Source organism: Rhizobium sp. CCGE 510, from assembly GCF_000292525.1.
Classification (GTDB): domain Bacteria; phylum Pseudomonadota; class Alphaproteobacteria; order Rhizobiales; family Rhizobiaceae; genus Rhizobium.
In genome coordinates this window covers 344,575-364,931 of the sequence record NZ_AEYF01000048.1, presented here as the reverse complement: position 1 = coordinate 364,931, position 20,357 = coordinate 344,575, and the positions used below count along the sequence as shown (strand labels likewise).

Below are 20,357 nucleotides of genomic sequence, written 5' to 3'. Positions count from 1 at the left end.
GATAAACGCCTTTCTGCATCTTCGCCGATGGCTTCGGCGGCATCTTACTCACGCTATCGGGCGCAACCGCGCCTTCTCATCAAATCTGCGGAACACACACCACCATGGTCCTGTCAAGAATCGAGAGTCTCTTAAGGCACAATCGTTTTGTTGCGGTCACTTCGGCCGCGTCCGAGTTGAATGAAATCTCTCTCCGACGGCTCAGTGGCACCGAGCGGCTGGGGGAACCTTTCCTCTACGAGGTGAAGCTCGCCAGCCGCAATCCAGTTCAGAACTTTGCTACGATTCCCGGTCAAAGCCTGACAATCGGGCTTAAGCTCAAGGACTCGCAAACGCGCTTCTTCAACGGTGTTGTTACGCGCTTCCAATATCTCGGCCTCGACGATACCGAGCACCTCAACTACGTGGCGCAGGTGCGCCCGTGGATTTCATTGCTCGAGCATCGCTCAAACAGTCGGGTCTTTCAGAACAAGACCAGCATCGAGATCATCACCACGATTTTTCGAGAACATAAAGGCAATTTCAAGAATCAGACCGCCCGACGGTTCCCACAGCGCCCATATTGCGTCCAGTACGATGAAACGGATCTGGCCTTCGTCAGCCGCCTCATGGAGCAGGACGGCATCTACTACTATTTTGAACATGCTGAGGACCAACATGACCTCGTGCTGGTCGACAACGCCGCGAGCCACATGGCCTGCACGCCTGAGATCGTGGAGACCCACCACAATCTCAGGCCCGCCCGAAGTCTTTACCAAGAAGACGTCATCCTGCATTGGGACGAGGTCGTTTCGCTACAGCCGAACAAGGTCGTTCTCAGGGACTATGACCATGAGAAGCCGATGGCAGAACTCACGTCTGTCGCGCGCGTTCCTCCCGTGAGGACAGGCGGCATTCCGCCCCGCAAGCTCACGGGAAGCGCCATCACCCGACCGCCGGAGAGCGTGGCGGTCAGAACGGGCGAGACCTCGTCGGCAAGCAGCGGCTGCACGGCAATGCGGGAGGTCTTCGAGTATCCAGGCCACTATACAAAAAAAAGCGATGGCGATTTCTACGCCACCATCCGTGCCGAGGAACTCGCCTGCAACGCTTATCGCGCGCGGATCGAAAGCACTGCGCGCCAGATAACGACCGGGTCATTATTCAAGGCCGCAAATCCCTTCTACTACGGCCAGGTAGGTTCCCGGCCGAAACCCACCGATCGCTTTCTGGCAGTCGGACAGGAGTTCACTGTGATTGGAGAGGTGGGGGACGATCTCACTGCGGACACCGTGGGGGGGAAGGGCGAGCGCTTCCTCTATCACAGCAACGTAGAGATTATCCCCGCGACCACCCAGTACCGCCCGAGGCGCCGCACATCGGCGCGGTTGATTCACGGACCGCAGACGGCCGTCGTCGTAGGCCCCGAGGGCGAGTCGATCGCGACGGATAAGTACGGCCGTGTGAAGGTTCAGTTCTTCTGGGACCGAGAAGGCGAAAAGAACGAGAACAGCTCCTGCTGGATTCGGGTGGCCCAAAACTTCGCTGGTAAGGGTTTTGGCAACCTGGTCGTCCCACGGATCGGCCATGAGGTCGTCGTTGATTTCATCCACGGCAATCCCGACACGCCCCTGGTGACCGGCGTCGTATACAATGGCTCAAATCTGCCGCCTGAAACCCTGCCGACTGACAAAACGCGGTCGACTTTCCGGACGCATACCGATGGCGGCGCCGCTAATGCGTACAATGAACTGCGCTTTGAGGACAAGCAAGGCCGTGAGGAGGTCTATTTGAAGGCGCAGAAGAATCATACCGTCGAGGTCGGGAATATCTACAGCATCGACGTCAAGAGACACTTCCTCCTGACCTCGGGCGTCGCCGCGCCCGCGTCCTCTGCCGCAGCGGCCTTGGGTAGCCGCGTCGAGGTAACACCCGACAAGATCCGCCTTGTAGTATCGGGCAGAACCGGCCCCCAGGCCATCGAAATCAGCGCCGATGGGATAGCCATTATCGGCACGATGATTGGCGTTATGGCAACGCCTCCGCGGCTCGGGTCCATCGTCTCCATGCCGCCGCCGACACCGGGTCCACCCACGCCGTCGATAATGAAGCTTATTGCGACACTCGGGCTGCCGCCTGTTACGCCCGAGTGACACGATGTCAAGGTGAACTGGTTCTGGGCCTCGGCTGTCCGGCAGTCGTTGCCTTTAAGTCGGCAGGGCCCTGCAGGCGTAGAGATGAACAGCGGAACGGCTTTGGCGTCGTAAGCTGACCTACCGAATCAACGCGACACCGCGAGATTGCCCGAAAATGAGGGAAGGTTATCGTGCGTGAGCACTTGTTCCGGGAACTTGCGCCTCAGTTGATGGAGTTGCCTCGCGAAATCGGCCGCAAGCGGCTCCAAATGCGTCTAGTTTATGTCTCCACCAAGCTGGAGTATAGCCCATCATGAGGATGAAATACCTTTATCACTCGGCGTCACGAAATTGCGATCAGGGCGCGGGCGGCGCAAAATCAGCGTTCTCGATCTGGCGTCATAGCGCTGCTTTGCAGGGCGGGCTCTTGCCTCGAAGCACTACTGGCGGAAGCCGCCTCGCGTTCGAGCGCAGTCGAAGCCATTCACCATGCTTGAAGGGCTCTCGCTTCCGTTTGCGTTTCGCGTTTCTGATAGGCGCTGGCCATGCCTGTCAGGCCGAGTTCGCGCAGCATGTCAATGGTGGGATTGGTCAACGTCGCGGTAAGAATTATGCGCTGTCCACTTCGAGGAAGGACGCTGGCCATGCCCCCGAAGCATAACGTGATACGAATTTGGTATTGGAAGGAAAGGTCGCGACGGAAATAACATCAGCAGTGACGCAATGACCTAAGGAGCGACGCAATGTACGGCAGAAGGCAGGGGGGTGGTGGCAATAGTTCCGAACAAGGTGGTGAAGAGACTTTTAACCGGGTTGAAGGCTTGACTGGCTCCTCGTCCGGCGAAGCTGCGCTGAAAGAAATTTTACTAGCCTGGGCGGAAGACGGGCAGCAGGAGCAGGACGAGGACCGGCACGAGGCAATGGCACGGATCGAGGCCTGGACGGAAACCCGCAATTTCCGTGCCCCCCTGAACTTGACATTGCTGTCCCTAACGGCACTGCCCCCCACCTTACCGGCCGGCCTCCAGCGGCTCAACGCCAATGACAACCGGTTGGGCAGGCTGCCCAGAAACCTCCCGCCCGGTCTGCGAGAGCTCTCTGCCTGCGACAACCAGCTGACCACGCTGCCTGAGGTTCTTCCGGACATGCTCGAGACGCTCTGCGTCGACGGCAACCGGCTGACCAGATTGCCGAACGAGCTTCCTTCCGGACTAAAGTATCTCTACGTCAACCACAACCGGCTGACCAGTTTGCCCGATAACCTGCCGCCTGAGCTCAGGGAGCTTCATGTCACCCGCAACGAAATCGCGCACCTGCCGGAGAATCTCCCCCTCGAATTAATGGATCTCCGCGCCGAGCTCAATAACATAATTCGCCTGCCCGAGCGCCTTCCCGCAAAGCTCACGAGGCTCGAAGTCACTCACAATGAACTGACTAGCCTACCCGAGGACCTCCCGGCCACCCTAAAGTGGCTCAGCGCCGACAGCAATGAACTGAGCCACCTGCCCCCTAACCTGCCGACGGGGCTGGAGGAGCTTAGCGTTCGTGGAAACAACCTGAGAGGACATGGCGACGCGCGAACTGCACTGCCGCACATTCTGTCGCGGCTTGGTCGTGATTGCAAAGTGTACCTGAATAGCAATCCGCTCCCAGATCGACTGCGGGCGCACCTGAGCGCGCAAAGCGGGACGAGCCTTCCGCAGATCTTTTTGTGACGCTGCCTGAGAAACGGGCCTAACTAGGTCCCTGCGCTTTGAGTAAAAGCCTTTTGCCGAAGCCATGACGGTGGGGTGCAGGCCAGGTATGACGCGTGCGGATCAAAAACAATGAGTTTGCAGGTTTATGCCGCTCGTCGGAATGTGTTGAGTTGTGGAAGCAACAGACGTCTCGCTGAAGACCATGGCCGGAAAGCCCAGGCTCGGCACTTGTGTCCTTCATGCGACCTTGCATGCGAGCCACTTTGTACAAAGGATTACCCGCTCTCGCGTATCAGAAGGTGCGACGCTTATGGCCCTAGAGGCCTTGCTGCCGGTTGGAAACCTCGCAAGCTGGACCCGATGCCAACAGTCCTCAAGCGCATCGGCCATTTCCCACATCCCAGCATCGCGTATTCGTTGATCTAACTACCCGAGACTTCAGCCTACGGGCCTTTTTGGATTCGTCGGCGATCGAGGACTCTGTCGCCTACCAGTTGAAATAGGTTTCGTGGCGAGCCAGCAGAGGGACAGCCCATGGATGAGAAAAACAGCCCCATTGTTTGCATCTCGGGTGTAGACGAACGAAAGCTCGGCGCCGCTCTAATCGCGGTCCAATCGGCATTTAGTGTCGCAATTGCGGAACTATCGAAGCTTCACAAAGGGAACAGTCCTCAGTGGTTCGAAGACCTGGAGAAGGTGGTAATCGCTAACGCAAAAGGCACAGTCACCGAGGGCATCTCGCTGGATGTCGAGGTGGAAAGCCTCAAATTCGGCATCGACGTCCTTCGGGCGATCTTGGATGTAAGCCGCGTTGAGCTTGGCTTTGCAGCAAAGGAATAACCTTTCGCCCAAACGAGGTCTCGATGCTATTTGGCACCGGAGATGTTTGATGCACACTCGAACCTTCACATGGGTACCGCGCTCGTCGCCAAAGTCGCCCGCATCGTCACCAAATGGTACGGCCGTCCGACAAAACCAGGAGGTCTAGCCGCAGATCATCGACGATACGACCTATGCATGGCGCACCGGCGTTTTTGAGGGAACACGCGTTTCCCATGCGGAAGACCGGGCGGACGAACCTCATCGGGGGCAATTTGCGCAAGCCGGAGACTCTGATGGAAGACAATAAATTGTCGAACACAGCGGGATCTGCCAAAATCCAAGAATTGGCGACCACAGGACCGAGTCTAGTTTAGCGGGCGGAGGTGCAAGGACAAGGATGCCAACTCGACACAGGAGTTGAGCGGTGCCAAATCTGGTGCTGAACGCGATATCGGGGACTATTGACCTGCCCCTGCGAATTTCCTCCAGAATTGATTAGAGTCCGGCCCATCAAAGGACGGACGAATGAAGAAGCAGAGATTTACCGAAGAGCAGATAATTGCGGTGCTGAAGGAGCAGGAGGCTGGCGCGAAGGCGGCCGACCTTTGCCGTAAGCATGGGATTTCGGAAGCGCCATTTTACAACTGGAAAGCCAAATACGGTGGCATGGAAGTCTCCGAGGCAAAACGGCTGAAGGCGCTTGAGGACGAGAACGCGAGGCTGAAGAAGCTGCTGGCCGAGCAGATGTTGGACGCAGCAGCACTTCGCGAGCTTCTTTCAAAAAAATGGTAGGGCCTGTCGCCAAGCGTGACGCCGTCACGCATCTGAAGACCGTCATGGGTCTTTCGGAACGGCGGGCCTGCCAGATCATATCCGCCGACCGCAAGACGATCCGTTATCGGTCAAGTCGACCGCCGGAGGTAGAACTGCGGGCAAAGCTACGTGACCTCGCCAATGAGCGGCGGCGTTTCGGCTACCGGCGGCTGTTCGTCCTGCTTCGGCGGGAGGGAGAACCGTCCGGGGTCAATCGCATCTATCGCCTTTATCGCGAGGAAGGGCTTTCCGTTCGCAAGCGGAAAGCCCGGCGGCGTGCTGTCGGCACGCGTGCACCGATCCTGATCGAGGCAAAGGCCAATGCCCGCTGGTCACTGGATTTCGTTGACGACCAGTTCGCCTGCGGAAGGAGGTTTCGCGTGCTCAACATCGTCGATGACGTGACGCGCGAATGCCTGGCGGCGATCCCGGACACCTCGATCTCCGGCCGTCGCGTCGCTCGCGAACTGACGACCCTCATCGAACGGCGCGGCAAACCTGGAATGATCGTCTCCGACAACGGCACGGAACTCACCTCGAATGCCATCCTTGCCTGGTCGAAAGATCATAAGGTCGAGTGGCACTACATCACGCCGGGAAAGCCGATGCAGAATGGCTATGTCGAGAGCTTCAACGGCCGGATGCGCGACGAGCTGCTCAACGAAAGCCTGTTCTTCGGCCTCGACCATGCCCGAAGCGCCATTGCTGAATGGGCCGACGATTACAACCACTTCCGGCCGCACTCATCGCTCGGATACCAGACCCCGGCAAGCTATGCCGATACAATTGCCGCAACCGGCTCCAACGCTGCGCGAGATGAAAGCTTCGCGTTTCCGCCGGTTGCTCACACCGCGCCACTTGGCGTATTCAAAACCGCCGAGGCTCTAATCGCCGCCGGATGAAAATTCAGTGGCAGGTCACTATCGGTCATGGTTCTTCTCCTCGATACCGTTTTGGCTTGGATCGCCTGCACCAAGATTGGCCTTGACGATCCCCAAACTCTGCGGGGCGTGGGTTCCCAGGGAACCCCAGACACGGTTTACGCTTCGCGTTCAGAACGCCCCTACCCCGATGGATAAGACGGCGGCGCGGTTGGTAAACGACCGCAACGCGGCGAGACGAATGACTTCCTGGAACGACGGCTCCCTGGTTGGGCGATGTCTCACTGTGTCACGTGCCGGCGCCGCAAGAACCCACCGAAAGTGCAAGTATTGAGCTCATCGGATCCTCACGTTGGATGCTCTAAAGAGGCTCTATCCCATTCGCTCGGAAGCGTAGGATCCGGGGTTTGGCGGGAACACGACCGTACGGCTTCCATTGAGGAAGACCCGGTGGTGAATATGTGCGTGTATAGCTCGCGCCAGAACCTGGGCTTCGACATCGCGTCCCAGCGAAACGTAATCGTCTGGAGACTGAGCATGGGTAATCCGCACGGTGTCCTGCTCGATGATCGGGCCCTCATCGAGATCGGCTGTGACGTAGTGCGCCGTTGCGCCGATAAGCTTCACGCCGCGCTGATACGCCTGCTTGTAAGGGTTCGCGCCTTTAAAGCTCGGTAAGAAGGAGTGATGGATGTTGATGATGCGGCCGGACATCCGCTCGCACATCGTGTCCGAAAGTACGTGCATGTAGCGCGCCAGGACGACGAGTTCCGTGGACGTCGACTCTACGATCTCCATGATCTTGGCTTCAGCGTGCGGCTTGTTTTCTTTGGTCACGGGAATATGGAGGAAGGGAATATCGTGATTGACAACGAGCTTCTGATAGTCGAAGTGGTTTGAGACCACGCCGACGATGTCGATGGGCAGCGCGCCAATTCGCCAGCGGTAAAGAAGGTCGTTAAGGCAGTGGCCGAAGCGGGAGACCATGACACGACCTTCATACGCTCCGAATGGTCGTGCAGTTCGGTTTCCATCTCGAACTTTTCCGCGGCTTTAAACCAGCGCTCAGCGCCTCTCCTTTTTTACCTAGTTCGGAAAAGAATGATACGCGCATGAAAAACTGACCCGTCCCAAGGTCATCGAACTGAGAGCTGTCGACAATGTTGCAGCCCATCTCCGCTAAAAATCCGGATATCGCGGCGACGATGCCGCGTGTTGACTTGCAGGTTGCCGTTAGGACAAATCTCGTCATGGCTCTCTCTTTAGGCATGAGGAAAAAGCCCCGCATCGCGGTGATGCAGGGTAGTTGGCCGCAGCGCGGCGGGGAACAGCAGTCCGCTTGCCCCATGAGGGCAGTACAGTCGAAATGGGTGGTTTCAGCCCGCGGAGATGTATCTGGCGACGCGGGACAAGCCGTAAGAGATGTAGTTCCGCTGCACAAAGCCGACGGCCTTCAAATCCCCTGCCCGCAGAGCGCGGCAAAGTTCGTCAAGCTCCTCCTTGAGGAACCGCACCTCGTCGTCCCACATGCGATCCACGAACGTGTACCACACACGCGAGGCCTGAAAGTAAAGTTGATCGTGGCTATCGCGCATCGCCGAGTTTCCGATAAGCGCGTTGACCGCGAAATGGAGTTCGTGGTTGATCTGCCAGAACTGCTCGAAATCGCGTGACTGCAAAAGCGCTTCAACGCGCGGGATGAGTGCCTCAATTTCATTAAGCGATCTCGAAACGCGCTCTGGCCTTCCGAAATCGCCTATCATCTCGCTAAGCTTCAGGCGAAATGCATACACATCCTTGAACTCCTGAAAATCAACTCCCGTGACCGTGGTCCCGACGCCGTTTCGCGTCTCTACCAAGCCGTCGTAGTCGAGACGCTGCAGCGCCTGTCGGATCGGCGTGCGGCTGACGTTGAATTCAACCGCAAGCTCCGTTTCAACTATAGCTCGCCGGGGCGATATTGCAGCAGGCAGATCCGGTCGCGGAGCACGCGGTGGATTTCGGTTGCCTGTCCCCGCGGCGGCGCGGCACGGGTCGCACATTCTTGAGAAGGCTGCGGACCCTGCGCTCGAAAACAACCAGAGGTATCTAATCTCGAGCTACTCGGCCCACACCCGTTCGACGATCGGGTTGGCACTGGTTCGCCGCGGATCCGAGCGGCATGGGGAAGAAGTTCAGATCTGGAACGGTCTTCGCGGCGAGTTTATGCGCGGCCGCGTGTGCAATCGGAACTTCTTCGATCCCGACAACACGAAGCTGAACGTTTAGTAAGGATGATGCAAATGTATCACTTCAAACTGACTGCTCGTCCTGCCCTCGCACGCCGGTATCTCCTGATCAAGGAGATCGTCCGCATCGAAATCCGGTCCCGAAAGCACGGTCCTTCAGGTTCTGTCAAAAACGGATCTTGTGCCGGACAGCGAGTTCATCGGAGCGCTCACACCCGTGGGCCTCGCGCTTCGGCCGATGGACAAACTAGACGATCGCAAATCAGAGAACGCGTACGTTTTCCGCCTTCGATTTACCAGTCTTGCGATCCTGACCGACATCGTAGCTCACTGTTTGTCCTTCGCTCAGATTGCTGGCACCCTGCAAAGCAGACACATGCACAAACACGTCAGCGCCTCCATTGTCGGGCGTAATGAAGCCAAAACCCTTGTCTCCATTGAAAAACTTAACTGTGCCGGTGGCCATGAACAAAACCCTTCACGCTTTCATAGAAGATCGCCACTGCAAAAACCTTTAAGGCGACGAAGTGCCAGCCGCAATATGTTTGGCCTGATTTTTAAGCCATCGAACTGAATTAAGGTTTTCGCTGCTCATTTCTAGGTATCCGGGCCGATGTTTCGGACCTGGCGGGGAGCCTCCCGTGAGATCCTTAGCGATTCCGGGGTACTGTTTGATAGGTTATGGCTGCTGCGAAGTTCGCCGCCCCGTAACTCACCTCTGTTACGGATTGTGCTCGCTTCCGGGTCGGCAGCCGCATCCCGTGCGCGTCGGACTAGCGAGCCTCGGCTGCCACGCCGGGCCGTTGCGCCTCGCAACAGGGGCATCTGTGGACTCGGACGATTCCGTCTGGGGCCAAACCTCTTCAATCCGGGCTAGTATGGGAGGCGCATGAGGTCTGGGAAAGCCTTTGGCAGTTGGCCGAACCGGCAGTGCCGTGCGTGAACTCTGAAGGGACAAATTTCGGCAGCCGGTTCAAAGATTCGCGAGGGTGAATATCAGGCGGCCCGCCTTCACACCGGCGCTACGTGCCTGGTGTCCCTTCTGCTCGACGCAGTGTTCCTGCGCCAAGCAGCTGAATAACGCCGGAAATCGTATCGTGGTTCCGGATAAGCTCCTTCGTCAGCGAGATGATGGGAAGCGTCAGAGTAACCTAAATGCAGATGCAGATCGAAGACGTTTCCATGACCGGGGCAACCACCCCTGCTCCACTGCGCAATGCGGCATTCTGTTCGATTTGGAGTTCAGCGCAAGTCGCAAATCTGGGATGGCTTGTGCAGACCGTCGCGATTGGTTGGCAGATGGTGACGATCACCGCTTCCGATCTGATGGTCGCGCTCGTACAGGCGTCGACAACGCTTCCGGCATTCATACTCTCCATCGTCGCCGGAGCCATCGCCGATACTCATAGCCGCCGATCGGTGATGATCATAGGACTGTCATTGATCGCGCTAGCGTCTGTCGCACTGGCAGTTGCCGCCGCCTTCGGCTTCCTCAGTCCCTGGCTCATTCTAGCGCTGGGATTTATGGCAGGCTGCGGATTTGCGCTTAATGACCCCGCCTGGCACGCCTCCGTGGGGGATATCCTCGACAAGCGGGATATCCCGGCCGCGGTGACGCTTATGTCTATTGGATATAACATAACGCGCAGCGTTGGGTCGGCGCTGGGCGGGGTTATTCTCGCCTTTCTCGGACCATTGGCCGCCTTTCTCTTCTCCGCATGCAGCAACCTGGCGCCTCTCGCCGCGGTATTGCGTAACAAGTGGCACGCGCGCCCGTCTCCTCTGCCTGCGGAGTGTATCTCGACAGCAATCCGAGACGGCATCCGGTTCACGGCGCTTTCCTCCGATATCCGGGCGACAATCATGCGCGCAACCCTCTTCGGCCTTGCCGCTATTGCTATCCTCGCACTTCTGCCGCTCGTCGCCCGCGATCGTTTGGCCGGCGACCCCATCGCCTACGGCGTTCTTTTCGCAGGTTTCGGAACGGGCGCCTGCGTGGCCGGATTGAACAACCGGCTCTTAAGGAAAGTTATTCCTCAGGAATGGCTGATGGCAATTGCTTCCATCGCTTGCGCGGTGTGTTGCATCTCACTTGCCTTCACCTCCTCTGTGCCTTTAGCAACACTTGCGCTTGCTATCGGCGGCGCCGGCTGGGTCATCACCTGGACCGGCTTTGACGTCTGGGTGCAATTGGCAAGTCCGCGCTGGGTCGTCGGCCGCACGCTCTCGATCTATTATGCATTCCTATCCGGCGGCATGGCAGCCGGCAGCTGGATCTGGGGCAATGTTGCCCAGTCATATTCGCTCGCTTCTTCTCTCGAGCTGGCCGCGGCCGCCCTGCTTCTTGTTGCTGCGTCAGGGTTCGTCTTGCAGGTGCATCTGGGGGCGGAGGGAGACCAGCAGAGCTCGGTTTTTCCGGCTCCATCGGTGGCGCTTGATCTGAAGCCGCAAAGCGGTCCGATTGCAGCGAGGACAGAGTATTCCATAGACGAAAGCGACCTGGACAGCTTCTTCGATCACATGCGCACTCGCAGATACGCCTTAGCTCGCGCAGGCACGCGCGACTGGACGCTCCAGCGAAATCTTCGAAAGCCCTCCCATTGGACGGAAACGCTTCGCACGCCGGCCTGGATGAGTTTCCGGCGTCTGCATCATCGCCTCTCTCTATCGGATCAGGACGTCTCCCAGCTTCTCGCCGCTTTGCATTTGAGTGAAAAGCCTGCGGAAACTGAGCTCGTTATTGAACGTACAACGGACGCGCGACGAACCCGGAGCCATCCAGTCCCGCGCGTTTTGCGTCCGTGAGGTGATGAGTGATGAGACCATCCGTCGAGCAGCAACGGTTAAAAGGCGGCGCCGACCAAAAACAAAACCTCACGATCACTAGGACTGCGGAGAATAGCCGCAAGTCCGACACGGCTCCTGGCCTGGGAGTGGCATCAACCCCTGCCATCCAGGTTCACTCGGCTGTCGTCGATCCCTGGTCGACGACAGCCGCTTTTTCCTCTGTTTTTGATTGTGGTCTTGCCGCAGCCCGCCGAAGCGGAACTTGCGACCCTCTGCTCACAGGCTCAAGGCCGGAGAGAGGAAGTAAGGCCAACCCAGTTCCCACTGCCCTCCCTCATCGCCGCCGCCCCGCAAAGACGGCAGAAGTGCCCCGTCCGAAAGAGACCGAATGACATGCCATCAAATGAAGGGACAGCATCCGTAGGCCTACTGGCGCCACTGAAGAATTCGACGTTCCGTTCGATTTTCTTCGCGTCTCAGCTCTCCAGCCTGGGTTGGCTGATGCAGACGGTGGCCCTCAGCTGGCTGATGGCCACCGTTTCCACTTCGGATGTGATGGTCGCCCTCGTCCAGGCCTCGTCTACCCTGCCTGCCTTTTTTCTTGCGATTTTCGTTGGCGCGATTGCCGACAACTACAGCCGGCGCATGGTCATGATCGTCGGCCGAAGCCTGATGATGGCGGCCTCGGCGATGCTGATGATCCTGATGGCTTTCGGCATCACCGATCCATGGATGATCCTGGCTTTCAGTTTCCTTGACGGCTGCGGTATCGCACTCAGCGATCCCGCGTAGGCGCTTCGCTTGGCGACATGCTGGAGCGCCGCCATCTGCCGTCGGCCGTCACCCTTCTCAATGTCGGATTCAACACGGTCCGTAGCGTCGGTCCCGCGCTTGGCGGCATCATCGTCGCGATTTTTGGGCCGCTCGTCACTTTCGCGCTCACCACGCTTGGCTTCGTCGCGCCCCTCACCGCTCTGTGGCGAAACAAGTGGACCGTGAAAGCGTCGCCCCTCCCTCGCGAAGCGCTCATGACGGCGATCTATGATGGACTGCGGTTCACGGCGATATCCTCGGAAATCAAGGCAGCTATTGTCCGCGGTACGCTGTTTGGGCTGACCGGAACCTCGATGCTGGCGCTCCTGCCGCTCGTCGCAAGAGACCTCTTGAAGGGCGGCCCAATCGACTACGGTATTCTCATGGGTGGCTTCGGCGCCGGCGCGCTGATCGCGGGGCTCGTGAACCCACCACTCAGGCGCGCGGTCACGCAGGAACTGCTGATTGTTCTGGCATGTGTCGCGTGCGCGGTATGTGCGATCTCACTTGCGCTGACGTCTTCCCTGATCATCGCAACAGTCTGCCTCGCCTTCGGCGGCGCCGGCTGGGTAACCGGATGGTCGGGGTTCGGCGTCAACGTGCAGTTGGCAAGCCCGCGCTGGGTGGTGGGCCGCACGATTTCCATCTACAGCGCTTTTACTTATGGGGGGATCGCCGCTGGCAGTTGGCTCTGGGGAATTATCGCCGAAAACCATTCCCTCTCCCTATCCTTGGCATGTTCTGCTGCCGCCTCGTTGCTGGTCGCCGCACTTGGGCTCAAGCTGCCGATCAGCAACCGCTTGGAGTCTGAACTCGAAGCCTCCGGCGCCTTCGATGCGCCAGTACCTGCACTCGATCTGAAGCCGAGAAGCGGCCCAATTCTGGTGACGACGGAATACGCTGTGGCGGAAGAGAACGCCGCTGTCTTTCTGGAGATCATGCGCAGACGGCGGCATGTTCAAAGCCGAGCCGGCGCACGCCATTGGACCCTCACGCGCGACGTTCAGCAGCCTTCGCGATGGCTCGAGACCTTTCGGACGCCAACCTGGACGGATTACCATCGCCTTCATCACCGCCTCAACGAAGCGGACAAGCGCCTGGGCGATGAGCTCAAGTCGCTGAGCGTGGCATCCGACCTCCCGCGAACAATCGTTCTGGTGGAGCGCCCGACGGCTGCGCGCAAGTCCACGCCCGTGCCGTACGTTTCCCAGAAATGAGCACGCTATGCGACTCCGAGGCAACTCATCCAGCAAGAGAGGATCGTTCGATGATGGATACGTCGAAGCTTTGCCCCCTCCAGTTGGCCTCCCTCCGATGGCTGAAACAGAGCAGAACGTTGGAAGAGATCGCGCGGATCGAGGACCGAACCGTCGTCGATATCGAGCGATGCCTGCAGGATGCTTTGGTGCTGCTCGGCGCAGACTCGATTGAGGCGGCCATTCGTATGATCGAAAAGACAGCTTGAAGTGATGGCGATCTTTCGGCGCGCTGCTTGAGGCTTTGAAAATTCGGATTCGAGCGCACGGTGGAAGGAGCCGCGGGAACGCCGCCTGTTTTAGGTCGCGATTCCAGGAAATCCGGAACCGGTGTTCGATTTTATTCTCGGCATTCCCGCGCGAAGCAACTCGGCGAAGGAGCTTCTCTTCCTTGACCCCTTCGTGAAAGTTATCCTTGCGGCGGCAGTCCGAGACCTCCCCGGTCATCCGGTCCATCGTCTGGAATCGCAATCGACCGATGATCGACATCCGCCCCTTCGTCGCAGCGATTCACACCAAGTGGATTTGACCTGGACAGCGACCGCTCGCGCTGAAGCGCAGAATATCGGCGGCGCATTTCATCGGACGCAATCCTCCCTGCCGTCCAAAGAGCGACCAGTTCCATGAAACCCGGGTCTTCATCGAGCCGAATTCCCCGTGCATTCCAACGCGCGATGACCCGCTCGGCTATGTCCCTGCGTGAATCCATTACCAACTTCCCTGCTCGGCCTGCCGCCTACGCGGTGAGATACCAAGTTGCTGGGTTCTTCGCCAGTTGAAAGCGTCCGATATGTCACGCCGGGTGCCCGCGATCTGTTTTCGGGAGCTTGTTAGCTGGAGCTATCGAGATCGCTAAGACGCACTTTCCAGCTCTCTCCCGACCTGATGGCCCCCGCCACCATCTTTTCCGTCGTCGGCGAATACGGCGTCCTGCCGTCCGACGAAATCGACGTCGACGACGATCTTGAGATCGTCCATGAATACACGCCTTGGCATTGAGCGGGCGGCGACATGGCCTGCGGCCGTGCCGCTTGCGAGCGGCAGGCCGCAAGGGAGGCTTCGCCGCGGCCGACTTTGTATAATTCACTAGGTTGCCAGCCGCGCCTTTGCGGCCTTTGCTCTTCGCGGCCGCTGAAGCGGCTGATAGATAACGCTGACGAGCAGGAGGCGATCACTCGTGATCGGAAGGAAAATGAAAAGAAGAGAGATAGAGGGCCTTCGCGACGCCGTATCCTGCGCCGCGGTGCTGAAAGAGGCCGGTTTTGCCGTTGACGCCAAGGAGAGCACCCGTCGGGCAGTGAAGTTTCGGCGCAGCAGTGAGATTGTCATAGTCACGCATGAAGGGCGCGGATGGTTCGACCCCCTATGCCCCGCGTCACCGCGGAGATCATCGCGGCAATCGAGCGAGGTGCCGGCGAATGGCGTGCTCCATGGTTCCACAACGGGACCAGCATTGCCCGACCGACCAATCTCGCATCCAGCAAACGATACCGAGGCATCAACATTTTGGCGCTCTGGGCCGCGGGTTTCGTCGCTGGATATGACGACGGGCTCTGGGGCACTTACAAGCAATGGCAGGAAGTCGGAGCACAAGTACGCGAAGGAGAGCGTGCGACGACGGTCGTCCTATGGACCGAGATCAAGGCTTCACGACATGCCAATGATGACGATGGCGACGGTGAAGGCCAGCAGCGAATGTTTGCCCGCGCGTTTTCGGTGTTCAACATTGCACAGGTGAACGGTTACGAGCGCCCGGAGACTTCGACGCTGCCCGAGGCCGACCGTCTGGCCCATGCGGAAGCGTTTATCGCGAACCTGGGCGTCAAGACCGTGTTCGGAGGGTCGGATGCCTACTACCGCCCTTCGGCCGACACTGTCGCCATGCCGCCGTTCGCGTCATTCCGTGACGCCGCGTCATTTTATGGCGTGTGGCTGCATGAGTGCGGGCATGCGAGCGGTTCAAAGCACCGGCTCGATCGCGATCTTTCCGGGCGTTTCGGGTCAGCCGCCTACGCCGCCGAAGAATGCTGCGTAGAAATTCTGAGCGGGCTCGTCCTGGCTGATCTTGGAATCGCTCACCATCCGCGCCCCGATCATGCTGCCTATGTCGCCTCGTGGCTCAAAGTCCTGAAGGACGATCCCAAAGCCATCTTCACCGCAGCAAGCAAAGCGCAGCAGGCAGCCGACTGGATGCATGCGCAGCAGCCTCAGAGCGAGACCCTGGCTGCGTGATTAGCTCTCGTCTGACTGTTCCTGGTGACAACTAAGGAGACGGTATCACCTCTGCCGGATCGCGCCATCGAAAGATGACATAGCGGCTGTCTGTAAACTCCCTGTTCTGCGACGGCGGCTCGCCGTCATCATTTGGGGGAAGCATCTTGAGGCGCGATCTTCGTCGTCTCCTTATAGGTTTCTACGGCAAACAGCGTTGTGTAGCGGACCACATCTGGATCATTGTCAAAGAGGCGGTCGCAGAGCGCCTGATATTCCTCCATGTCGCAGAAGTGGCCAATTAGCACCGCGTCCAGATCACCCGTAACACCGAATGCTTGGGTGATTGCGGGCTCCTCTAAAATGCGCGACGCGAAGGATGACCGCACATCCTTGGTGTGGTTGCGTGTTATGACAGTGATGACAGCCCGAATGCTGCGCCCGAGCTTGACCGGGTCCGCGAGATAGACGCAGGCTTTCAGGACGCCCGTTCGTCGCAGCTCTGCGACCCGACGCAGGCAGGTTGAAGGCGTCGAGCCGACCGCTTCGGCCAACTCTGCCTTGGTGAGCGCACCATCTGCCTGAAGCGCAGCCACGATCCGGAGATCCAGTTCATCCATTGGAGTGCCTCGTGGTCCAAAACACCATTTTCTACAATATTTTGGTCACCTTATCCGCCAATTTCTCCATATAAAATAGCAAACCGGGATCGTGATGTATGAACAGTGCAACGTTGGGGCTGATCTGGGCCTTCTCCTTTGTAATCTTGGAAGCAGCACAAGCTGTGTTTTTCGGCGGCGTGTTTCAGGACTATGACTCGTTCTTGATCGGCGGAGCGGTCTTTGGATCCACGGCAACCGGAACATTGATCTGGGCAAAGATGCGGACCCCGGATCAACTGAAGACGGCATGGGCCAACGGAGCCAGTGTGCTCGGTCTGAACCTCTCGACGGCCCTTGTCTGGATCACATATTTCTTCGCGCTTCAAATGATCGAACCCGCTGTGGTCTTCACAGTGTTTTCAGGGCTTATAGCTGTTAGCGTCCTAGTTGCCTTCGCTTGCGGGGTTCCGGAAGCGTCACCGTTGCGCAACCGGGTCGAAGGGGTCGGCTTGATCGCCATAGTAATCGGCGTCGGTTATCTGGCGACGATCACGATGCTCGGACAATCAGGCTTCGTGCGAGGCGGCTGGGCTGCCGCGATGGCCGGATTGCTGCTGACCAGTGTGTCTGCCGTTAGCCTCACGGCGATGATGGTCTACAGCCAGCGGCTCAACGGCCTCGGTATCGCACCGGCTGCTCAATATGGGCTGCGGTTTCCGCTGTACGTAATGATGGCACTCCCAGCCGCGTGGTTCGGCCTGGATGGGAAAGGTCCGGTCGATCTCAGTGGGCTGTTTGCTGTCATCATGATCGGATTCGCGATCATGGCGTTTCCAGTTTTTGCGATGCAAAAGGCCATTTCGCTGATGTCCACCCTGTCGCTGGCCGCGATTACGGCGCTTGGTCCACTATTCGTTTTCCTGTTCCAAATCATTGAAGGTCGCGTGGCTTACGCGCCGGCCACGATGATGGGTCTGATGATCTATTTCGCAGGAGCTGTGCTGGCGGCATATGGTGGAGCCGGCCTGTCGGACGCTCACAAGCGGCGACAGCCGCCGCAGAACTCCTAAGTTGGCTATAATTGCTCGCAGAAGTCACTATTTTGCGAGGAAGTTTTCATCCCATTCATTTCCGCTCCGGGCGACAGACGTCGATATTCCTTGACTGTCAGGATATATCGCCGACCTCGGCAGCTGCTTCCTGTGCGCCGATCTTGGCATTGCTCCCGAGCTCGAGCTCGAGCTCCGCCCCGATCACGCCTCGTACCTTGGCTCCTGGCTCAAGGTCCTGGCCGACGACAGACGGGCGATCTTCCAGGCGGCGGCGCATGCGCAGCGGGCCGTCAGTTTCCTGCACTCCCTGCAGCCCGAAACCGCTGGCGAGCGGCTCGCCGCTTGAGGACCATCAGCGTCGGTCGTTTGTCTCGCCAGCGGCCGGCACCTGTTCAGGCCTCAACGCGGAGAGCGTGTCGGGATCAGCCGTGAGGTCCAGTTTGCCCCAGATAGAGGTTTTCCGGTCGATCGGCTTGAGCTTCCGGGACGGCTTGATTTCGACGATAAACGGCTTTGCCTGCTGACGCATAGATCCTCCTGGCGACGAATCGCGAGCACGACGATAGCGCGAAGAACGGCCAACGCAACGCCCTCGCTCGGCTGCTCCCGGACGTCTGATTTTGACAATTGGACAGGGCGGCGGATCCACCGTCGCAGGGACCCGGCAGGCAGTCGGGGCGCAGCTGCCATCGCCATATACCTTTGGCCACTGAGCCAGGCCACGTCCTTCGCGGGCTCGATGAGGCATGTCTGATCGAAAACCGGCTTCGCCTCGATCGTCCTCCCGCAACGGCCTTCCAAAACTTTCTTCCCCTGAGCGCGGTGCGCCCATTCCTCGCGGAACAACAAAGTTTTCCCTGGCCGCCCTCCACCTTGTTCCGGCCCTCCGGGTGCGGTCCGATCGTCCCCGATCCTTGCGACAGCTATCGAGGCCGCGGTGGGCGCGGCCCGGGCAACGAAAGGTAGAGTAGGAGCACAGCGCCTGCCTGCCTCGCGGCAGGTGGTTTCTGCGCCCCTCTCGCCGAACCGGACGTGCAAGTTTCCAAGCTACCGGCTCTCCGTGCGTGGCGATCGCCACGGGTGGCCCTCACACGGACATGAGGGTGTTGAACGATGCCCAGAAGCGATCAGCTCCTTTTCGGAACTTCTCGTCGGGATCGTTCCATCCGTTCGGTATGCGTGTGCCCCGGAACGGGAAGCGGGTTGACCCGCCCTCCCGGAAGAACCGCAGCGATTTCGGTCCGTCGACCCATCGCCAGCGGCTGTCGGGCGCTGTTGGACGGAAGCGGCGACATAGCTCACGCCATGTTGCCTTCCGATGCTTCTTGCGCAACCAGCGCCCGATGAGCTCCCACAACCACCAATCCAGACCGGAGAACTCCCGCGTAGCCCATGTGGCGTAGCGGTAATAATTTCGCCAGCCGGTGATGACCGGGTTGAGGCTCTCGATGAGATAGGCAAGGGATTGACCTGTCGGTGTCTCCTTCACCCTGACCTTGATCTTGTGGCGCAGATCCTTCAGCTTGCTCTTCGGTATGAAGAGATTGCCGACCATACGACCGGTGCGGCGCGCTTTGGTCTGCACCACCCGGTAGCCGAGGAAGTCGAAGCCTTCCCCGACCTGCGTGATCCTGGTCTTTTCCATCGATAGCTCCATTCGCAATTCCTGCTTGAGGAACTGCGCCAGCGCCAGCTTTTCGGCTTCGGCGTCCTTGAGTGTCCCATCCGTCAGCACGACGAAGTCGTCGGCATAACGCACGGCGAAGAATGTCGGCCTGTTTCTCCGGCGGTCATAGAGCCGCCGGTCGGCTGCATTCTGCGGACGCTCGCGAGGACGCATCGACCACCGTCCATATCTCTCGTCGATGGCAGCCAGATAGACGTTGGCCAGCAACGGCGAGATGATGCCGCCCTGCGGGGTACCCGTGACAGGGTGATGGACGGAACCCTCGATCATGACACCAGCTTTCAGGAAGGCGAGTACGAGCCTGAGGACATTACGATCCCCAATACGGCGGCGTACGCGCTCCATCAGCACGTGATGATTGACGGCATCGAAGCAGCCCTTGATGTCCCCTTCAATCACGAAGCGGTACTCGGAGGTGCCGCTGGGTGTGGGGTGCAAATGACGCTGGATGTTCGCCAGCGCATCATGGGTGCTCCTGCCGGGCCGGAAACCGTATGAGGACGGATAGAAGTCCGCCTCGAAGATCGGTTCCAGCACGAGCTTCAAAGCCATTTGTACCAGTCGGTCTCTGAGCGTCGGAATGCCGAGTGGACGCACCTTGCCGGGTTTGCCCGGTTTGGGGATCAGCCTTTGCCGGACAGGCTCGGGCCGATAGGTGCCGCCGCGCAGCTCGTTTCGAATATCTTCGATGAACTGCGTAGCGCCGCCCGGCCACTCTTCGACCGTTTTCCGCGTGACGCCATCGGTTCCTGGTGTTCGACTGCCCTTGTTACGGGACAATCGTCGCCAACTTTCCGAGAGCGTCCTGCGGTCGCATACGATGTTGAACAGATCCGCGAACACCTTGTTGGCGTCCGCGACACTCCACCTGTGAAGTTTGCGCTGCATGTCGAGGACGAACACGGTGTTCACCGCATCGGGCTTCATCGGCCCACCTCCTGCCGGCTTGCTTCACTCACTGTCTCCCTTCGCCATGTGGACGGCTTTCCCGTCCTCGGACTACTACGAAGACTCCGCCCCCTGCCGTACCGATCATCGGTCGCCTCGATCATCTCGCGCCGTCCGGCGGGAGAGAACACGGCAAGGTTCCCAAGTTCACCTGATGTCCCTTCGCCTGCCTTAGGGACCGACTCTACCCCGTGAGAACTCCGACCATCGGCCACCGCAAGCTGGGCCGCTGGCTGACGTGCGCGATAGCGCACGCCCCTGATCTCCGGTGATTCAACGGAGATCGGCGCTACTCCGGTCTTTCGACCGACCTGCCCACTTCCGGTTTGGCAGGTTCCATGTTGCAACGAGGCGTCAGACATCGGTTCGATCACTCTTCCCATAGCAGGCATGCTTGCCGGACCGGCCACGGGCGGAAGTCCCTGGTCGTCCGACTTTGACGGGTT

General features: G+C 59.0%; 16 protein-coding genes and 3 pseudogenes. 12 read left to right on the top strand and 7 right to left on the bottom strand.

From position 1 onward, the window contains the following. Nucleotides 1–104: 104 nt before the first annotated feature. The 5 genes from tssI to RCCGE510_RS30030 all read left to right on the top strand — a co-directional run bounded on the left by tssI (nucleotide 105) and on the right by RCCGE510_RS30030 (nucleotide 6,348). A complete protein-coding gene (gene tssI / locus RCCGE510_RS30055) occupies nucleotides 105–2,132 on the top strand; it encodes a type VI secretion system tip protein TssI/VgrG (RefSeq protein WP_007636652.1) in 2,028 nt (675 codons plus the stop codon). A gap of 725 nt (nucleotides 2,133–2,857) precedes the next feature. Next, nucleotides 2,858–3,829 carry a hypothetical protein gene (locus RCCGE510_RS30050; RefSeq protein ID WP_007636650.1) on the top strand — a complete coding sequence of 324 codons (972 nt, stop codon included), beginning with the start codon at nucleotides 2,858–2,860 and terminating at the stop codon, nucleotides 3,827–3,829. A 516-nt stretch (nucleotides 3,830–4,345) separates the two neighbouring features. Next, a complete protein-coding gene (locus RCCGE510_RS30045; RefSeq protein ID WP_007636648.1) occupies nucleotides 4,346–4,651 on the top strand; it encodes a hypothetical protein in 306 nt (101 codons plus the stop codon). 42 nt (nucleotides 4,652–4,693) lie between these two features. Beyond that, a complete protein-coding gene (locus RCCGE510_RS34065; RefSeq protein WP_346426508.1) occupies nucleotides 4,694–4,849 on the top strand; it encodes a hypothetical protein in 156 nt (51 codons plus the stop codon). 309 nt (nucleotides 4,850–5,158) lie between these two features. After that, a protein-coding gene (locus RCCGE510_RS30030) for an IS3 family transposase (protein WP_085989785.1) occupies nucleotides 5,159–6,348 on the top strand; the annotation gives its coding sequence in 2 pieces (ribosomal slippage) (nucleotides 5,159–5,411 and nucleotides 5,411–6,348; 1,191 coding nt in all). A gap of 351 nt (nucleotides 6,349–6,699) precedes the next feature. Here RCCGE510_RS30030 and purU read toward each other — a convergent pair. From purU to RCCGE510_RS30015, 3 genes and pseudogenes are all read right to left on the bottom strand, one after another. Further along, a pseudogene (gene purU, locus RCCGE510_RS30025) lies at nucleotides 6,700–7,579 on the bottom strand (formyltetrahydrofolate deformylase). Nucleotides 7,580–7,703: 124 nt separating this feature from the next. Beyond that, the gene (locus RCCGE510_RS30020; RefSeq protein ID WP_240539714.1) at nucleotides 7,704–8,405 is read right to left on the bottom strand and encodes a GntR family transcriptional regulator; all 702 of its coding nucleotides are present in this window, start codon (nucleotides 8,403–8,405) and stop codon (nucleotides 7,704–7,706) included. A gap of 412 nt (nucleotides 8,406–8,817) precedes the next feature. Beyond that, nucleotides 8,818–9,021, bottom strand: coding sequence for a cold-shock protein (locus tag RCCGE510_RS30015; protein WP_007636633.1), 204 nt, complete (start codon nucleotides 9,019–9,021; stop codon nucleotides 8,818–8,820). A gap of 695 nt (nucleotides 9,022–9,716) precedes the next feature. On the opposite strand from RCCGE510_RS30015, the gene RCCGE510_RS30010 reads away from it, so the two are divergent. The 4 genes and pseudogenes from RCCGE510_RS30010 to RCCGE510_RS35335 all read left to right on the top strand — a co-directional run bounded on the left by RCCGE510_RS30010 (nucleotide 9,717) and on the right by RCCGE510_RS35335 (nucleotide 14,038). Next, complete coding sequence (locus RCCGE510_RS30010; protein WP_037080366.1) at nucleotides 9,717–11,360, top strand: MFS transporter; 1,644 nt, start codon at nucleotides 9,717–9,719, stop codon at nucleotides 11,358–11,360. 375 nt (nucleotides 11,361–11,735) lie between these two features. Continuing rightward, nucleotides 11,736–13,372, top strand: a pseudogene (locus RCCGE510_RS30005) (MFS transporter). A 50-nt stretch (nucleotides 13,373–13,422) separates the two neighbouring features. Further along, complete coding sequence (locus tag RCCGE510_RS30000) at nucleotides 13,423–13,620, top strand: hypothetical protein (RefSeq protein ID WP_007636631.1); 198 nt, start codon at nucleotides 13,423–13,425, stop codon at nucleotides 13,618–13,620. Between the two features lie 121 nt (nucleotides 13,621–13,741). After that, nucleotides 13,742–14,038 carry a hypothetical protein gene (locus RCCGE510_RS35335; protein ID WP_192815370.1) on the top strand — a complete coding sequence of 99 codons (297 nt, stop codon included), beginning with the start codon at nucleotides 13,742–13,744 and terminating at the stop codon, nucleotides 14,036–14,038. 225 nt (nucleotides 14,039–14,263) lie between these two features. Here the strand turns inward: RCCGE510_RS35335 and RCCGE510_RS36010 are convergent, their stop codons facing one another. Further along, nucleotides 14,264–14,389, bottom strand: a complete 126-nt coding sequence (locus RCCGE510_RS36010; RefSeq protein WP_276310698.1) for a hypothetical protein — start codon at nucleotides 14,387–14,389, stop codon at nucleotides 14,264–14,266. A 387-nt stretch (nucleotides 14,390–14,776) separates the two neighbouring features. Between RCCGE510_RS36010 and RCCGE510_RS29990 the strand changes: the two genes are divergently transcribed. Next, nucleotides 14,777–15,643 carry a zincin-like metallopeptidase domain-containing protein gene (locus RCCGE510_RS29990; protein ID WP_007636629.1) on the top strand — a complete coding sequence of 289 codons (867 nt, stop codon included), beginning with the start codon at nucleotides 14,777–14,779 and terminating at the stop codon, nucleotides 15,641–15,643. Between the two features lie 128 nt (nucleotides 15,644–15,771). Here RCCGE510_RS29990 and RCCGE510_RS29985 read toward each other — a convergent pair whose 3' ends face one another. Further along, the gene (locus tag RCCGE510_RS29985; RefSeq protein ID WP_007636628.1) at nucleotides 15,772–16,242 is read right to left on the bottom strand and encodes an Lrp/AsnC family transcriptional regulator; all 471 of its coding nucleotides are present in this window, start codon (nucleotides 16,240–16,242) and stop codon (nucleotides 15,772–15,774) included. A gap of 98 nt (nucleotides 16,243–16,340) precedes the next feature. On the opposite strand from RCCGE510_RS29985, the gene RCCGE510_RS29980 reads away from it, so the two are divergent. Both RCCGE510_RS29980 and RCCGE510_RS34050 read left to right on the top strand, forming a co-directional pair. Beyond that, entirely contained in the window at nucleotides 16,341–17,294 is a 954-nt protein-coding gene (locus tag RCCGE510_RS29980; protein WP_007636627.1) for a hypothetical protein, read from the top strand. A gap of 106 nt (nucleotides 17,295–17,400) precedes the next feature. Then, nucleotides 17,401–17,622: pseudogene (locus tag RCCGE510_RS34050) on the top strand (zincin-like metallopeptidase domain-containing protein); the annotation flags it as partial. A 6-nt stretch (nucleotides 17,623–17,628) separates the two neighbouring features. Here RCCGE510_RS34050 and RCCGE510_RS35330 read toward each other — a convergent pair. Together RCCGE510_RS35330 and ltrA are read right to left on the bottom strand one after the other, a co-directional pair. Continuing rightward, entirely contained in the window at nucleotides 17,629–17,805 is a 177-nt protein-coding gene (locus RCCGE510_RS35330) for a hypothetical protein (protein ID WP_007636626.1), read from the bottom strand. 558 nt (nucleotides 17,806–18,363) lie between these two features. Then, the gene (ltrA, locus tag RCCGE510_RS29975; RefSeq protein WP_007636202.1) at nucleotides 18,364–19,890 is read right to left on the bottom strand and encodes a group II intron reverse transcriptase/maturase; all 1,527 of its coding nucleotides are present in this window, start codon (nucleotides 19,888–19,890) and stop codon (nucleotides 18,364–18,366) included. Nucleotides 19,891–20,357: the final 467 nt, after the last annotated feature.

Coding starts and splice junctions, on each gene's coding strand:
- tssI (WP_007636652.1), top strand. CDS start 105: ATGGTCCTGTCAAGAATCGAGAGTCTCTTAAGGCACAATCGTTTTGTT.
- RCCGE510_RS30050 (WP_007636650.1), top strand. CDS start 2,858: ATGTACGGCAGAAGGCAGGGGGGTGGTGGCAATAGTTCCGAACAAGGT.
- RCCGE510_RS30045 (WP_007636648.1), top strand. CDS start 4,346: ATGGATGAGAAAAACAGCCCCATTGTTTGCATCTCGGGTGTAGACGAA.
- RCCGE510_RS34065 (WP_346426508.1), top strand. CDS start 4,694: ATGTTTGATGCACACTCGAACCTTCACATGGGTACCGCGCTCGTCGCC.
- RCCGE510_RS30015 (WP_007636633.1), bottom strand. CDS start 9,021: ATGGCCACCGGCACAGTTAAGTTTTTCAATGGAGACAAGGGTTTTGGC.
- RCCGE510_RS30010 (WP_037080366.1), top strand. CDS start 9,717: ATGCAGATCGAAGACGTTTCCATGACCGGGGCAACCACCCCTGCTCCA.
- RCCGE510_RS30000 (WP_007636631.1), top strand. CDS start 13,423: ATGATGGATACGTCGAAGCTTTGCCCCCTCCAGTTGGCCTCCCTCCGA.
- RCCGE510_RS36010 (WP_276310698.1), bottom strand. CDS start 14,389: ATGGACGATCTCAAGATCGTCGTCGACGTCGATTTCGTCGGACGGCAG.
- RCCGE510_RS29990 (WP_007636629.1), top strand. CDS start 14,777: ATGCCCCGCGTCACCGCGGAGATCATCGCGGCAATCGAGCGAGGTGCC.
- RCCGE510_RS29985 (WP_007636628.1), bottom strand. CDS start 16,242: ATGGATGAACTGGATCTCCGGATCGTGGCTGCGCTTCAGGCAGATGGT.
- RCCGE510_RS29980 (WP_007636627.1), top strand. CDS start 16,341: ATGAACAGTGCAACGTTGGGGCTGATCTGGGCCTTCTCCTTTGTAATC.
- RCCGE510_RS35330 (WP_007636626.1), bottom strand. CDS start 17,805: ATGCGTCAGCAGGCAAAGCCGTTTATCGTCGAAATCAAGCCGTCCCGG.
- ltrA (WP_007636202.1), bottom strand. CDS start 19,890: ATGAAGCCCGATGCGGTGAACACCGTGTTCGTCCTCGACATGCAGCGC.